Raw genomic sequence first — 14,216 nt, 5'->3', positions numbered from 1 at the left:
CTCCTAGTCAAGCACATAAACAGCAGAACATAAAACTTAAAAAATGGACAAAGAAAAACCATCAAAAGCTAGCTTTTGATGGTTCAAATATTAATACTAATTTTATTCAATAATCGGTCAACCTATTTTAGGACGACTCATAGTTACTGATAAATAATTTAATCCTTACTTTCATAAACATGCTTAGCATAGTGTAACTTTAAAGCATCAAGTTGTTCTCTGAAAGTTATTAGTCTAGTGCTAAAATCAGTCCAATTTCTATCTTCTTGTTTAGACCAAACCACTTCGGATAACGCTGTCATTCTTGGTAAAACCATATATTCTACATAATTTGGCGTACTAATATATTCCGTCCAAAGATTAGCTTGAGCTCCTAAAATATAATGCCCTTCTTCTTCCGACAATTCTTCTGGCGTGGGATTATAAGAGTACACATCTTCAACAGTAGTTAATCCTCCTATAGCAAGAGGTTCATTGTCTTTATTATCATGCTGATAATAATCAAAATAAACAGACTGGTAAGGTGTCATTATAACGTCATGACCTTGTTTAGCAGCTTCAATACCTCCTTTAGTTCCCCTCCAAGACATAATAGTTGCATTAGGAGCTAAACCACCTTCTAAGATTTCATCCCAGCCAATAATTTGCTTTTCTTTTGAATTTAAATACCTTTCAATTCTTTGTATAAAATAGCTTTGTAATTGGTGCTCATCGCTTAAGTTTTCTGTTTTAATTCTAGACTGACAGTTTACACACTTTTCCCAATTATCTTTTGGGCATTCATCGCCTCCTATATGAATATATTTAGAGGGAAATAATTGAATCACCTCATCAAGTACATTCTTCAAGAAAATAAATGTATCTTCTTTTCCAGCACAATAAACATCAGGAAAAACACCCCAGGTTTCTTGTACAAGTTTTACTGTTTCTTTAGCCTGAGCTTCTTTGCTGGCATTTGACATCATATTGTTTACAACAGTTGTAGGCTCATCTGGAAAACAACTTAAATGTGGGTAAGCTGCAATGGCAGCACTACTATGGCCTGGTAATTCTATTTCTGGAATTACTGTTATATGTCTTTTTGCTGCATAAGCTACAATATCTATTATTTCTTCTTGAGAATAAAAACCTCCATACTTTTTATTATCATTTGCCATTCCTGGAAAATGTCCAATTATAGTTCCGTTTCTCCAAGATCCTATTTCAGTTAGCTTAGGATATTTTTTAATTTCAATTCTCCACCCTTGATCATCCGTTAAATGCCAATGAAATGTATTCATTTTGTGTAAGGCGATTAAATCAATGTATTTTTTAATAAAACTCACAGGAAACATATGTCTGGCTACATCTAAGTGCATACCTCTGTAAACATATCTTGGACTGTCAATAATTTCAACTGCAGGTATGGTGATTTCATTTTGTGCATAGTTATTTGAGTCTTTTGAAGGAGATAATAACTGTAGCAAGGACTGAATACCATAAAAAACACCTTTAGAAGATTTGCCTGAAATAACAATTTTTTTATGTGTTACAGAAAGGGTGTAACCTTCTTCATTTTTAATGGAATCGTCTAATCTAAGCTCTATGTTTCCGGAACCTTCTGTTTGAGAACTAATATCATAACTACTTAATCGATTAAGTATTTCAGCAAGATATACTCCCTCATTCTCTAATATAGAATCTACAACAATTTTAGTTTTTGAATTAACCAAAAACTTTCCATCCATAAATTGCAAACTTGTTGGTTTAGGAATAATATCATAATCATTTGCAGTATTCTTGATCTCCTTATATTTGTTAGTGCAAGAAAAATTCATAAAAAATACCAGTGATAAAATTAAATACTTCATTTCAATTTACTTAATGTTAATAATCTAGACATCTTTTTATATAGACTACCTCTTAATTGGTATCTTATTAAAACTTTATAAGTAAGTGAAATTTTTTAGAAAAAACTAATCTTTGTTGCATTATAAATAACGAGGTTGTAAATAGTCCTTAAATTACAGAAGTATATTAGGTATTAGGTCTATTCTGAAATCTGATTCGAGACAATCCAATAACCTTTCTTTCTTTATTAAAATAATTTAGTAAATAGTACACCTAAATACTTATAAGTTCATACTAATTCATTATTTCAAAAGTTATATTTTAGCATAAATTATTTTTAATAATGAACCGTTACCTATATTTTGTCTTAACCTTACTATTTTTAACCATTTGGAGCTCTTGCCGTAAAGATTTTGAATTCTCACCAAGTAATGGCAACCTTGGCTTTTCTAAAGATACTGTTTACTTAGACACCGTTTTTACAAACATTGGCTCCAGCACATACAACTTAAAGGTCTATAATAGAGGTAATAATGATATATCTATTCCCTCGGTAAGATTGGCTTTAGGGGAAGCTTCTAATTACAGGTTAAGTATTGATGGTATGGCTGGGAAAGTGTTTGATAACATAGAACTTTTAGCTAAGGATAGTCTTTACATATTTGTTGAAACCACAATAGATATTAATAATTTACCCAATCTTAATGGAGAATACTTGTATACCGATCAAATAGAATTTGATGCTGGTTCCAACCTTCAAAAAGTAGAGTTAGTAACTCTGGTAAAAGATGCCATTTTTATTTACCCTGATAGAGATAATACTACAAAAGTAATTGAAACACTAACTATAGATATTGGTGGTGAACAAATAGAGACCGAATTACAAGGAAGGGAATTATTACCCAATGAATTAACTATGACTAATGAAAAACCCTATGTTATTTATGGGTTTGCTACAGTACCTAACGGTGAAACACTAATCATTGAAGCTGGGGCACGTTTACACTTTCATGAAAATTCGGGTATAATAGTAAATAATGGGGCGTCTTTACAAATAAATGGCGGTTTAAGTAGTAACCCAGAAACACTTGAAAACGAAGTAATTCTAGAAGGAGACCGGCTAGAACCTAATTTTTCTGAAAGACCCGGACAATGGGGAACCATTTGGTTTTTAGATGGTAGTGTAAATAATATCATTAACTACACAACCATTAAAAATGCTTTGGTTGGTATTTTATGTGATGGAAATGCCAACGACCCAACAGATAAACTCACCATTACCAACTCTAAAATTTACAATAGTAGCAACTTTGGGATTTTAGGCAGAAATACCTCTATAAATGCTGAAAATACAGTCATAAACAACACCGGGTTATCATCTTTTGCAGGTACTTTTGGCGGAAAATACAATTTAACCCACTGTACTATTGCTAATTATTGGAATAACGGATTTAGACAATTTCCATCCGTATTACTGAATAATTTTATTTTGGATGACGATAATAATGCGGTTGTAACTGATTTAAGTGAGGCTAGTTTTAATAACTGTATCATTTACGGGAACGATAATCCAGAAATTCTTCTTGACGAGGTTGAAGACACCTCCATTGACTTTAATTTTAAATTCACTAATTGTCTTATTAGGTTTGAAGATAATAACAATAATTTTAGTGGACCTAATTACGACTTTAATGATGCTACTCATTACGAGGGAAATATTTTTAATCAGAATCCAGATTTTAAAGACCCTGATTTGAATATGCTTATAATTGGGGAGGAGTCTGCAGCCATAAATAAAGGTTTAACAAACTTTGCAACTCAAGTACCTACCGATATTTTAGGAGTAAATAGAACAACCTCTCCAGATTTAGGAGCTTATCAGCATATTGTGTTTCCTGAAGAAGATTGATAACTCAGTCAGTATAATTAAAAAAATAAAGAACATTAAAAAGCCTGAAATGTATTTTCAGGCTTGGTTTTTTCACGTCATGTTGAATGTATCAAACTGTATGAAACCTAGAAACAAGTCTAGGGTACACACTATACCACAAATAACGGTCTACCCGCCATCATAGCATTTACTTTTTCTTTGGTAGCTTCTAACAGTGCTTCATCTTCATGATTAGTTACCACTTCATCAACCAAATTAGCAATAGCTACCATATCGTCTTCTTTTAATCCACGTGTGGTTACTGCAGCAACGCCTAATCGAATACCTGAGGTTACAAACGGTGATTTATCATCAAATGGTACCATATTCTTGTTAACCGTAATATCCGCTTTCACCAAAGCTTCCTCAGCCTCTTTGCCAGACACATTCTTATTGCGTAAATCAATTAACATACAATGGTTATCTGTACCACCAGAAATAATTTTATACTCTTTATCTACCAAGGCTTGTGCTAGAGCCGCAGCATTCTTTTTAACTTGTAATTGATAGTGTAAAAAATCGTCTGTAAGCGCCTCACCAAAAGCAATGGCTTTAGCAGCAATAATATGTTCTAATGGACCACCTTGATTTCCAGGAAACACCGCAGAGTCTAATAATGATGACATTTTACGTAACTTCCCACTCTTTAATGAAATTCCAAAAGGATTCTCAAAATCTTTACCCATCATAATCAAACCACCTCTAGGACCTCTTAATGTCTTGTGGGTAGTAGTAGTAACAATATGACAATGAGGTAGCGGATCGTTTAATATTCCTTTGGCTATCAATCCAGCAGGATGTGAGATATCTGCCAATAAAATAGCGCCAACGCTATCAGCTATTTCTCTAAAACGCTTAAAATCAATATCACGAGAATAAGCCGAAGCGCCTGCTATGATTAATTTTGGTTGCTCCTTGCTTGCAATCTCTTGAATTTTATCATAATTTAAAACTCCTGTCGCCTCTTCTACTCCATAAAATACTGGATTGTATAATTTACCAGAAAAGTTTACTGGAGAACCATGTGTTAAATGCCCGCCATGAGACAAATCAAATCCTAAAATCTTATCCCCTGGTTTTAAACAAGCAGCAAAAACAGCCGTATTGGCTTGACTTCCAGAGTGTGGCTGTACGTTAACATATTCTGCTCCAAATAAAGCTTTGGCTCTATCTATAGCCAACTGCTCAATTTCATCAACTACTTCACAACCACCGTAATAACGCTTACCAGGGTACCCCTCTGCATATTTATTGGTTAAAACAGAACCAGCAGCTTCCATTACTTGTTCGCTTACAAAATTCTCTGATGCTATAAGTTCTATACCGTGTAATTGACGCTCTTTTTCAGCTTCAATTAATTCAAAAATTTGTTCGTCGCGTTGCATAAAATTAAATTATGGTTAATTATCCGGCAAAAATAGGAAATTGAATAGTTTTAAACACCAAAAAACACAGAATTACACATAAGTTTTAAACGGTTTTATTAACTACTTGACAAATTTTAAATTTTAATGGATTTAAAGCATTTTTTATATGAAACTAAAAAAAAATGTGTACGTTTGAATAGAATTCAATAATCATTAACCAATAAAATAGTTATGCCATTATCAGCTAACAACCCAGATAGAAAGTCGTGGTTACACGTAGATAAAAATTCAGATTTCCCAATTCAGAACATTCCTTTTGGGGTATTCTTAACGCGTGATGATATTATTACCATTGGTACACGTATAGGTGATACTGCTATTGATTTAGGAGCGTTACACCAACTAGGATATTTTGATGGTATAGCTTTAACAGATGATATTTTTCTACAAGATACTTTGAACGATTTTATTGCAGACGGGAGAAAAACATGGCGCGCTGTAAGGAATAGAATAGCTCACATATTTGATGCTGAAAATAATACTTTAAAGAATAATGTAAAGCACAAAGAAATTGTTCTATTCCGCTTAGATGAAATTGAAATGCAATTACCTGTAGAAATTGGTGATTATACTGATTTTTACTCAAGTTTAGAACATGCCACCAACGTAGGAAGCATGTTTAGAGACCCTGATAATGCACTGTTACCAAACTGGTTACACATTCCGGTTGGATATCATGGAAGAAGTTCCTCTATCATTCCATCAGGAATTCCAGTTCACAGGCCTCAAGGACAAACACTTCCAAACGGAGCAACAGAACCTGTTTTTGGACCTAGCAGATTGGTTGATTTTGAATTAGAAATGGCTTTTATTACAACAGACGCTAATGATTTAGGTGAACCTATTCCTATTGAAGAAGCTGAGGAATATATTTTTGGGTTAGTATTACTAAACGATTGGAGCGCAAGAGATATTCAAAAATGGGAATACCAACCTTTAGGACCATTTTTAGCTAAAAATTTTGCGTCTTCTATTTCACCATGGATTGTAACTTTAGATGCTTTAGAACCTTATCGAGTTCAAGGACCTAAACCTCTCAAACCTCAACTAGAGTATTTGCATTACAAAGGCAAAAAGAGTTTCGACATCAATTTAGAAGTATCCATTCAACCTAAAGGCGCCAAGGAAACCGTTGTATCTCAATCTAATTTCAAATACATGTATTGGAATATAGCACAGCAGCTAGCACACCATACAATTAATGGATGTCCAGTAAATTCTGGAGATATGATGGGTAGTGGAACCATTTCCGGACCTACCGAAGACAGCTATGGCTCTATGCTAGAACTAACTTGGAAAGGAGAAAAGCCTATAAAAATGAAAGACGGTACCGAACGCAAATTCATTAACGATTATGATACCGTTATCATGAGAGGTCATTGTGAAAATGATGGTACCCGTATTGGCTTTGGAGAAGTTAAAACACAATTGCTTCCTATATTTATTAAAAAGTAGTCTAAAACTTTCAAAAAATTACATATTTAAACATTTCAACTGATTTATTCGTATTTCATGGATTAATTTAGTATTTTGGCACTACAATTGAATAGGTATCCAAAACCTTTAAATTACGACCCATGAAAAAAACACTACTTATCTCTCTTGTTATAACTCTAATTTTGTCTTGTAGCACTAGAAGACAAATGGAAAAAACTATCAGTTATGGAAATTACGATCGTGCTATTAACGATGCTATCGGTAAACTAAAAATCAATAAAGACCGAAGAGGAAAAGCAGATATCATTGAACTTTTGGAGGATGCTTTTTATAAAGCAGTTTCTAGAGATTTAGAAAATATTAGCTTTCTAAAAAAAGATAACAATCCAGAAAACTATTTACGCATTTTTGATGCCTACATTAGTTTAGATAATCGCCAAGAAGCCATTAAACCACTACTCCCCCTTTATATTAAAGGAAGCGAGGTTGATTTTAATTTCAATGACTATAGTGATGAGCTAATTACCTACAAAAATAGCGCGTCATTGCAACTTTATAACAGTGCGGTAGCGTTACTTAACTCAAATAACAAATTTGATATAAGAGCGGCCTATAATCAGTTAAGAGAAATTGAAAGTATAAATCCTAACTACAAAGATATTAGAACTTTAATGGAAGTTGCTCACCAAAAAGGTACTGATTTTGTACTTGTTGATATGATCAACGATTCTGGGATTATAATACCAGCACGCTTAGAAAACGATCTGTTGAATTTCAGTAGTTATGGTATCAATAGTTTTTGGTTACAATTTCACAGTAACCCTGTTGAAAATTTGAATTATGATTTCAATATGAAAGTAAACTTTAGAGGTATTAACATCTCACCAGAACAAATCAAGGAACGTCACATCATTAAAGAAAAGCAAATTGCTGATGGCAAAGAAAACTTGATAGAAAATGGAAAAGTAGTTAAAGACAGTTTAGGTAATGCCATTCAAGTTGATAAGATGAAAACTGTACGTTGTGAGTATTATGAATTTACTCAATTTAAAGCCTCTCAAATCACTGGAAATGTGGAGTATATTGATTTTCAAAACAATCAATTAATTGATACCTTTCCGATAAATAGCGAATTTATTTTTGAACATATTTACGCTACGTCCAGAGGTGACAGAAGGGCTTTAGAAACAAACCTAATTCCATTTTTAGAGCGTCGTGCTGTTCCCTTCCCTACAGCAGAACAAATGATATACGATACAGGTGAAGATTTAAAAATACAATTAAAGCAAATTATTAATTCATATTCTGCTTCCATAGCAGGAATTTAAAATAAAAAACTCCCAAATTAATTTGGGAGTTTTTTTAAACTATGACACTGAAGTGAATTTCTGGCAAATTCTTAACTCATATCTCATTCTGGAGTCTTATCAGTATGAGTCTGTAATATTAAAAACATAAATTAAAAAGGAGCCTTACTAACTACCTCCAACATCTCTTGAGTAACAGGATGCTCAAACTTTATATATTCAGCGTGTAAGTGCAAGCGCGCTCCTTTTGTTCCATACAAATCATCTCCAAAAATAGGTGTATTCAATCCATCTTGATGAGCCGCATGAACCCTTAGTTGATGCGTTCTACCCGTAATTGGATAAAAATAAACTCTAGTTTTTCCATTTTCAACGCCAATAACTGTATATTTTGTTTTAGCAGGTTTACCATGCTCATAGCAAACTAGTTGCCGGGGTCTATTGTCTAAGTCAACCCTTAAGGGTAAATCAATCTCACCCTGTTGTTGCTCAATTACCCCATCTAACAGAGCAACATAACGTTTTTTTATACTACGCTTTATAAATTGTTTTTGAAGGTTCTTATGCGTCTTTTCATTTTTTGCAACCAGTATTAACCCAGAAGTAGACATGTCTAATCTATGAACCAACAATGGTCCCGAACTATGTTGTAAATATTGCTGCATTTTAGTTTGTACTGAATCTATGATGGTTTTTCCCGGTACTGATAAAAACTCATTTGGCTTATTTACTATGAGCAAATAATCGTCTTCATAAACAATTTCTAGTGGTTCACTTTTACTATTAAACTCTAAAATAGGATTATCCTCAACATCTAAACCCTGCATCATATGTCCTAAAATTGGTTCGCACTTACTTCTACATGATGGATAAAATTGCTTATGCTTTCTTACTTCAGATTTAGGCGAAGCTCCCCACCAAAATTCAGCCATGGTAATCGGTTTTAAGCCATTTTCATAAGCATATTGGAATAGTTTAGGAGCAGCGCACTCGCCGGCACCTGCCGGAGGAATACGAATCGTGGTTTGTTTAAAAATCTCCAACAAATCTTTTGCCTCTCCGTTGGCATTTAAAAAGGCATATTGCTCATGCAAACGCCTTTGTAATGAAGCAGACTGTAAACGCCGCTTTTCTTTAAGCGCATCAATAGAAATTTGAATTTCTTTCAAATTTGATTCTGCTAATGCTATTCGTTTTCTCCAAGCCTCTTTTAAATCTTTTAATCTAAAATGATAATGAATACTTTGCTTTTTTAAATCCTCAAGCAAGTTTTCATAAGCCTCTTTAGATAAATTTGTTTTATTAGACTCTCTGAGTTCTTTACGCTCCCCTTTTTTTTGTTTAATAGTAGCTTTTAAAGTCCTTAACTCAGTATGATAATCTTCTATACTACACTGCAAGTTCTTTTTAGCAATGAGATACTCCTGAGATGCTTCTAATTTTTCAATTTTTCTATTGAGCTCATTTAGTTCTCGTTCACCAATTTTATAAAATCCTCTGGGATCTAAGGTATCATAAACAGTAGGCACAAACCCCTTTAAATCGTTTCGTTCAGCTAATTTTCCTGAAAATGCCGCCAAATACCCAATAGTTCGATTATTTTTTTGAACTACCATAATACCAAACATTTTACCTATAATCAATCCTTGACCTTCTGGGTTTAATCCAAAATTATGAGTGAAATCAGTCTGATTTTCAAGATAGTTTTGCAAATCTTTTGCCGCCAAAACACTTAATTCATGCGGTTCATAATAAAAAGGAAATGTGAATTGCTTTGGTAAAGACAATTCTTTAGGCTGATTTATTGGGTGAAATAAAACGTTTTTAAAATTACTCATATTAAATTCAAAAGAGTGGCAAAGGAACGAAATTATATATATTAATATGAAGTATAGATATTGGGTTATTTATGTACTTATAAACTATCAATTTTAAAATAAATATAGATAAATTAACTGATTTAAAGTATTACTTTAGCTTTATAAATTAAACTCTTACTAAATAAAAAACACTGTATACACATAACAATCAGTAGTTTAATAAAAAATTAATTGTTAATATATTTTTTACTATTTTCGAAGTCTGACTTTTTATTAATCCCTATGAAACAACTAATAATAGCATTATTTTGTCTATGCTTCTATTTACCCTGTTCTAGCCAGTCTCAAAATGAAGATTTCATGATTACTGTATTGAAATATAACATTAAAGAACAAACTTATATTTTTGGTGAATGGAATCCTAGCGATAATCAATCAGAGATTCATTTAAATTATTTAGGAGACATAGAAACTAGTGATGCTACTAAATACAAGATAATGACTTCTAGTCGGTATTGGGGACCAACTAAGAAAATTACAAATAAAATTTTAGTCTTTGATAGAAACCACAATTTTCTTGGAAATTATTATTTGAACACTAAGTGTGAATTGCCAACACAAATAGTAGATAATCAACTTATTTTTAAGCCTGTAGAATGTACAAACTGTAGTTACTCCATTACCAAAGTAGATTTTCATAATGGTATTCCTGAAAATTTTTACCTAGGATGTAGGCCAGGGCTCGGTAGTCTTTACTCTTTTTATTTGAGTATTTAGTTTAAATTGAAATTATTCAAAACTAAACACCCAGAACTTACCAAACGTACAACTTTTATTAGGGTTGCGGAGCAAGAAAATCAAGTCTATAATCAATAAGGCATATTCATATTTTCTATTGAAAAATGTTGGTAAGTTTTAAATATAAAATCTAATATTTAATAATTTCATATTCAAGGTTTCTGTTTATTTGCAAAATCATAATTATTAAAATTTTGATGAGAATAATACTATTCAATTTAGTCTTAACAGTTTATTATTAGTACTTTTCAAATAAAAAATAGGTTAAAAAACAACCCGTTATATGGCATTGAAAATTGTTATTTCTCATAAAACAAAATACAAGTATGATAGACTTGTTTCTCTATCTCCTCATATATTTAGATTAAGACCTGCTCCCCACAGCAGAACTCCCATTGAAGCCTACTCAATTAAAATAAAGCCAGAAAATCATTTTTTTAATTGGCAGCAAGACCCTTTTGGAAACTATTTGGCACGATTAACATTTCCTGAAAAAACGAAAGAGCTTAGTGTTGATGTTGAAATTATAGCCGATTTAAAAACTATTAATCCGTTTGATTTTTTTGTTGAAAAATACGCCGAAGATTTTCCGTTTCAGTACACAGATACTGTAAAAAAAGAACTGTTACCATATTTAGAAATAACAGACCACGGACCTCTTTTAAAAGCATTTCTAAAAACTGTTGATCTTTCTCCTAGAAAAACTATTTTTTTCCTAATAGACATTAATCGAAAAATAAATGAATTCTTAAATTACAGTATTCGTTTAGACCCAGGCGTTCAAACCTGTGAAGAAACACTCAGTTCTAAAGTTGGATCTTGTAGAGATTACGCTTGGTTATTTGTACAAGTAATGAGGCATTTAGGATTTGGAGCAAGATTTGTTTCTGGCTATTTGGTGCAATTAAAATCTGATGAAAAATCGTTAGATGGTCCATCAGGTCCTGAAGAAGATTTTACAGATTTACATGCTTGGGCTGAAGTTTACGTTCCAGGAGCTGGATGGATTGGTTTTGATGCCACCTCTGGACTTTTGGCTGGTGAAGGCCATATTCCATTAGCTTGTACACCATCCTTTGAAAGTGCTGCGCCTGTAACCGGAATGACTGATATTTGCGAAACAGAATTCTTCTATGAAAATACAGTAAAGCGCATTTTTGAATCGCCAAGAGTTACCAAACCCTATACCGAAGAACAGTGGAACGCTATTTACAATCTTGGTTTTAAAGTTGATGAAGAATTAGAAAAAGGCGATGTAAGATTAACCATGGGAGGTGAACCTACGTTTGTATCTATTGATGATATGGAGTCTGCACAATGGAATACAGATGCCGATGGCCCTCACAAACGAGAGCTTGCTAAAAATTTTTCAGCTAGATTATATGATGAATTTGGCAAAGGTGGTGTTTTGCATCAAGCACAAGGTAAATGGTATCCTGGTGAACCACTACCCCGTTGGTCTATTGAGATTTGTTGGCGAAAAGATGGTAAGCCTATTTGGCAAAACAAAAAGCTGCTATCGCTTTTTTCGGAAGCTAAAAAATTACCAAAAGATGCTGATAAAAAGTTTCTTAAAACATTAACCAAATATTTAGGTGTTTCAGAAAAATATATAAAACCCACCTATGAGGATAGCTTTTACTTCTTGTGGCAAGAAGGTCAAATGCCTATTGATATAGACCCCACAAAGGAAGATGGTAACTTATTGGTAAAAGACAAACTTAAAAATATTTTAAAAGAAGGGACCACAAAACCTGTAGGTTATGTGTTGCCACTTAACAACTCTAAAGGTACATGGCATAGTTGTGAATGGACATTTAGAAGAGAACATTTGTTTCTATTACCAGGGAACTCCCCTGTTGGTTTACGATTACCTCTAAATTCACTAATTCAAAAGCCTAAACAGAAAGAATTCCCCGTTTATCAACCAGATCAATTTTCGAAACAAGACAAATTACCAACCTATTTTGAAACAGTTGAAAAACGTTTTACACAGCAAAAAAAACCTTCAAAAGTTAATTATTTTATACGTACCGCCTTGTGCATTGAAATTAGGGATGATAAACTTCATATCTTTTTACCGCCATTAGATGCTATAGAATATTACTTAGATTTGGTAACTGCTATTGAGGCTACTTCAAAAGCTTTAGATATTCCTGTTGTTTTTGAAGGCTACAATCCACCTTTTGATAATCGCTTACAATCACTAAAAATTACTCCAGACCCTGGTGTAATTGAAGTTAATGTTCAACCTACAGAGAACTGGAGTGAATTAACCTATAACACCTTAGCACTCTATAAACATGCTAAGTTATCACGTTTAGGTACTGAAAAATTTATGATTGATGGTAAACATACAGGTACTGGTGGCGGGAATCATGTTACTATTGGAGGTATTACTCCTGCTGATAGCCCGCTTCTTAGAAAACCAAGTTTATTGCGTAGTTTACTAACGTTTTGGCAACATCATCCGGGGTTATCATACCTCTTTTCAGGAGCTTTTGTAGGAGCCACAAGTCAAGCCCCTCGAATAGACGAAGCTCGTATGGAAAACCTTTACGAACTAGAAATAGCCTTTAGCAAAATACCAAAGAATGGTGAGGTACCTTTTTGGTTAACTGATAGGTTATTTAGACATTTATTAACCGATTTAACAGGAAACACTCATAGAGCTGAATTCTGTATAGACAAGTTATACTCACCAGATTCCGCTTCAGGCAGACTGGGAATTCTAGAATTACGTGCTTTTGATATGCCACCGCATGCTCAAATGAGTTTAATGCAAAATTTACTAGTCCGTACACTTGTAGCTTGGTTTTGGAAAAAGCCTTACGAACATGATTTAGTGCGTTGGGGAACAGAGTTACATGATAAATTTTTAATAGAACACTTTGTTAGAAAAGACATAAATGATGTTGTAAACAAACTTAATAAAGCAGGGTACCCTTTCAAAGAAGACTGGTTTAATCCATTTTTCGAATTCAGGTTTCCACTACACGGTATGGTCACTATAAATGATATTCATATAGAACTGCGCGCAGCTATAGAACCTTGGAATGTTTTAGGTGAAGAAATGAGCGGTGGTGGTACTGCCAGATATGTAGATTCATCTCTGGAACGCATTCAAATTAAAGTTTCTAATTTTACTAACGAAAGATATATTGTAACTTGTAATGGTGTAAAAATACCTTTAAAACCAACCGATGTTAAAGGTGAATTTGTTGCCGGTATCCGTTATAAAGCCTGGAACCCTTATTCTGCTTTGCATCCTACAATAGGCGTAGATGCGCCTTTAGTTTTTGATGTTGTTGATACTTGGAACAGGTGCTCTATTGGAGGATGTACTTATTTTGTAGCACATCCGGGAGGACGTTCATATGAGTCCTTTCCTATTAATAGTTTAGAGGCCGAATCCAGAAGAATAAATCGTTTTTGGAATTTTAATCATACACAAGGTGATATTGCCCCAGATAAAAATGACATGATAAGTAAAGAGGAATTTAAAAACATTAAAAAACAAATTAATCCAAAGCAATTTAAATACAAAGAATTGAAGATTAATAATGAATTTCCTATTACTTTAGATTTAAGAAAGAAGTAGACAATGCCAATGCATTCCAACATACTATTTCAAAATTATTTTTCCGATTTCAAAAATTACGATGAA

Annotated in this window: 8 protein-coding genes; 5 read left to right on the top strand and 3 right to left on the bottom strand. The window is 33.1% G+C overall.

What is annotated here, in order from left to right:
* Positions 1-158: 158 nt before the first annotated feature.
* Positions 159-1,850 (bottom strand): beta-N-acetylhexosaminidase, encoded by a 1,692-nt coding sequence (locus E1J38_RS14275; protein ID WP_255449910.1) that lies wholly within the window; start codon positions 1,848-1,850, stop codon positions 159-161.
* Between the two features lie 323 nt (positions 1,851-2,173).
* On the opposite strand from E1J38_RS14275, the gene E1J38_RS14270 reads away from it, so the two are divergent.
* Positions 2,174-3,739 carry a right-handed parallel beta-helix repeat-containing protein gene (locus tag E1J38_RS14270; protein WP_133357485.1) on the top strand — a complete coding sequence of 522 codons (1,566 nt, stop codon included), beginning with the start codon at positions 2,174-2,176 and terminating at the stop codon, positions 3,737-3,739.
* Between the two features lie 131 nt (positions 3,740-3,870).
* Here E1J38_RS14270 and glyA read toward each other — a convergent pair whose 3' ends face one another.
* The gene (gene glyA, locus E1J38_RS14265; protein ID WP_133357486.1) at positions 3,871-5,145 is read right to left on the bottom strand and encodes a serine hydroxymethyltransferase; all 1,275 of its coding nucleotides are present in this window, start codon (positions 5,143-5,145) and stop codon (positions 3,871-3,873) included.
* A 213-nt stretch (positions 5,146-5,358) separates the two neighbouring features.
* On the opposite strand from glyA, the gene fahA reads away from it, so the two are divergent.
* Complete coding sequence (gene fahA, locus E1J38_RS14260) at positions 5,359-6,642, top strand: fumarylacetoacetase (RefSeq protein ID WP_133357487.1); 1,284 nt, start codon at positions 5,359-5,361, stop codon at positions 6,640-6,642.
* Between the two features lie 122 nt (positions 6,643-6,764).
* Positions 6,765-7,952, top strand: coding sequence for a hypothetical protein (locus E1J38_RS14255; protein ID WP_133357488.1), 1,188 nt, complete (start codon positions 6,765-6,767; stop codon positions 7,950-7,952).
* 131 nt (positions 7,953-8,083) lie between these two features.
* On the opposite strand, the gene E1J38_RS14250 is transcribed toward E1J38_RS14255, so the two are convergent.
* Entirely contained in the window at positions 8,084-9,769 is a 1,686-nt protein-coding gene (locus E1J38_RS14250; RefSeq protein WP_133357489.1) for an RluA family pseudouridine synthase, read from the bottom strand.
* A gap of 264 nt (positions 9,770-10,033) precedes the next feature.
* On the opposite strand from E1J38_RS14250, the gene E1J38_RS14245 reads away from it, so the two are divergent.
* Positions 10,034-10,528, top strand: a complete 495-nt coding sequence (locus E1J38_RS14245) for a hypothetical protein (RefSeq protein WP_133357490.1) — start codon at positions 10,034-10,036, stop codon at positions 10,526-10,528.
* 304 nt (positions 10,529-10,832) lie between these two features.
* Positions 10,833-14,150 (top strand): transglutaminase family protein, encoded by a 3,318-nt coding sequence (locus E1J38_RS14240; protein ID WP_133357491.1) that lies wholly within the window; start codon positions 10,833-10,835, stop codon positions 14,148-14,150.
* Positions 14,151-14,216: the final 66 nt, after the last annotated feature.

This window comes from Seonamhaeicola sediminis (assembly GCF_004358095.2).
Lineage (GTDB): Bacteria > Bacteroidota > Bacteroidia > Flavobacteriales > Flavobacteriaceae > Seonamhaeicola > Seonamhaeicola sediminis.
The sequence above is the reverse complement of the archived record's forward strand: the minus strand, read 5'-3'. Positions and strand labels throughout refer to the sequence as shown.

Coding starts and splice junctions, on each gene's coding strand:
- E1J38_RS14275 (WP_255449910.1), bottom strand. CDS start 1,850: ATGAAGTATTTAATTTTATCACTGGTATTTTTTATGAATTTTTCTTGC.
- E1J38_RS14270 (WP_133357485.1), top strand. CDS start 2,174: ATGAACCGTTACCTATATTTTGTCTTAACCTTACTATTTTTAACCATT.
- glyA (WP_133357486.1), bottom strand. CDS start 5,145: ATGCAACGCGACGAACAAATTTTTGAATTAATTGAAGCTGAAAAAGAG.
- fahA (WP_133357487.1), top strand. CDS start 5,359: ATGCCATTATCAGCTAACAACCCAGATAGAAAGTCGTGGTTACACGTA.
- E1J38_RS14255 (WP_133357488.1), top strand. CDS start 6,765: ATGAAAAAAACACTACTTATCTCTCTTGTTATAACTCTAATTTTGTCT.
- E1J38_RS14250 (WP_133357489.1), bottom strand. CDS start 9,769: ATGAGTAATTTTAAAAACGTTTTATTTCACCCAATAAATCAGCCTAAA.
- E1J38_RS14245 (WP_133357490.1), top strand. CDS start 10,034: ATGAAACAACTAATAATAGCATTATTTTGTCTATGCTTCTATTTACCC.
- E1J38_RS14240 (WP_133357491.1), top strand. CDS start 10,833: ATGGCATTGAAAATTGTTATTTCTCATAAAACAAAATACAAGTATGAT.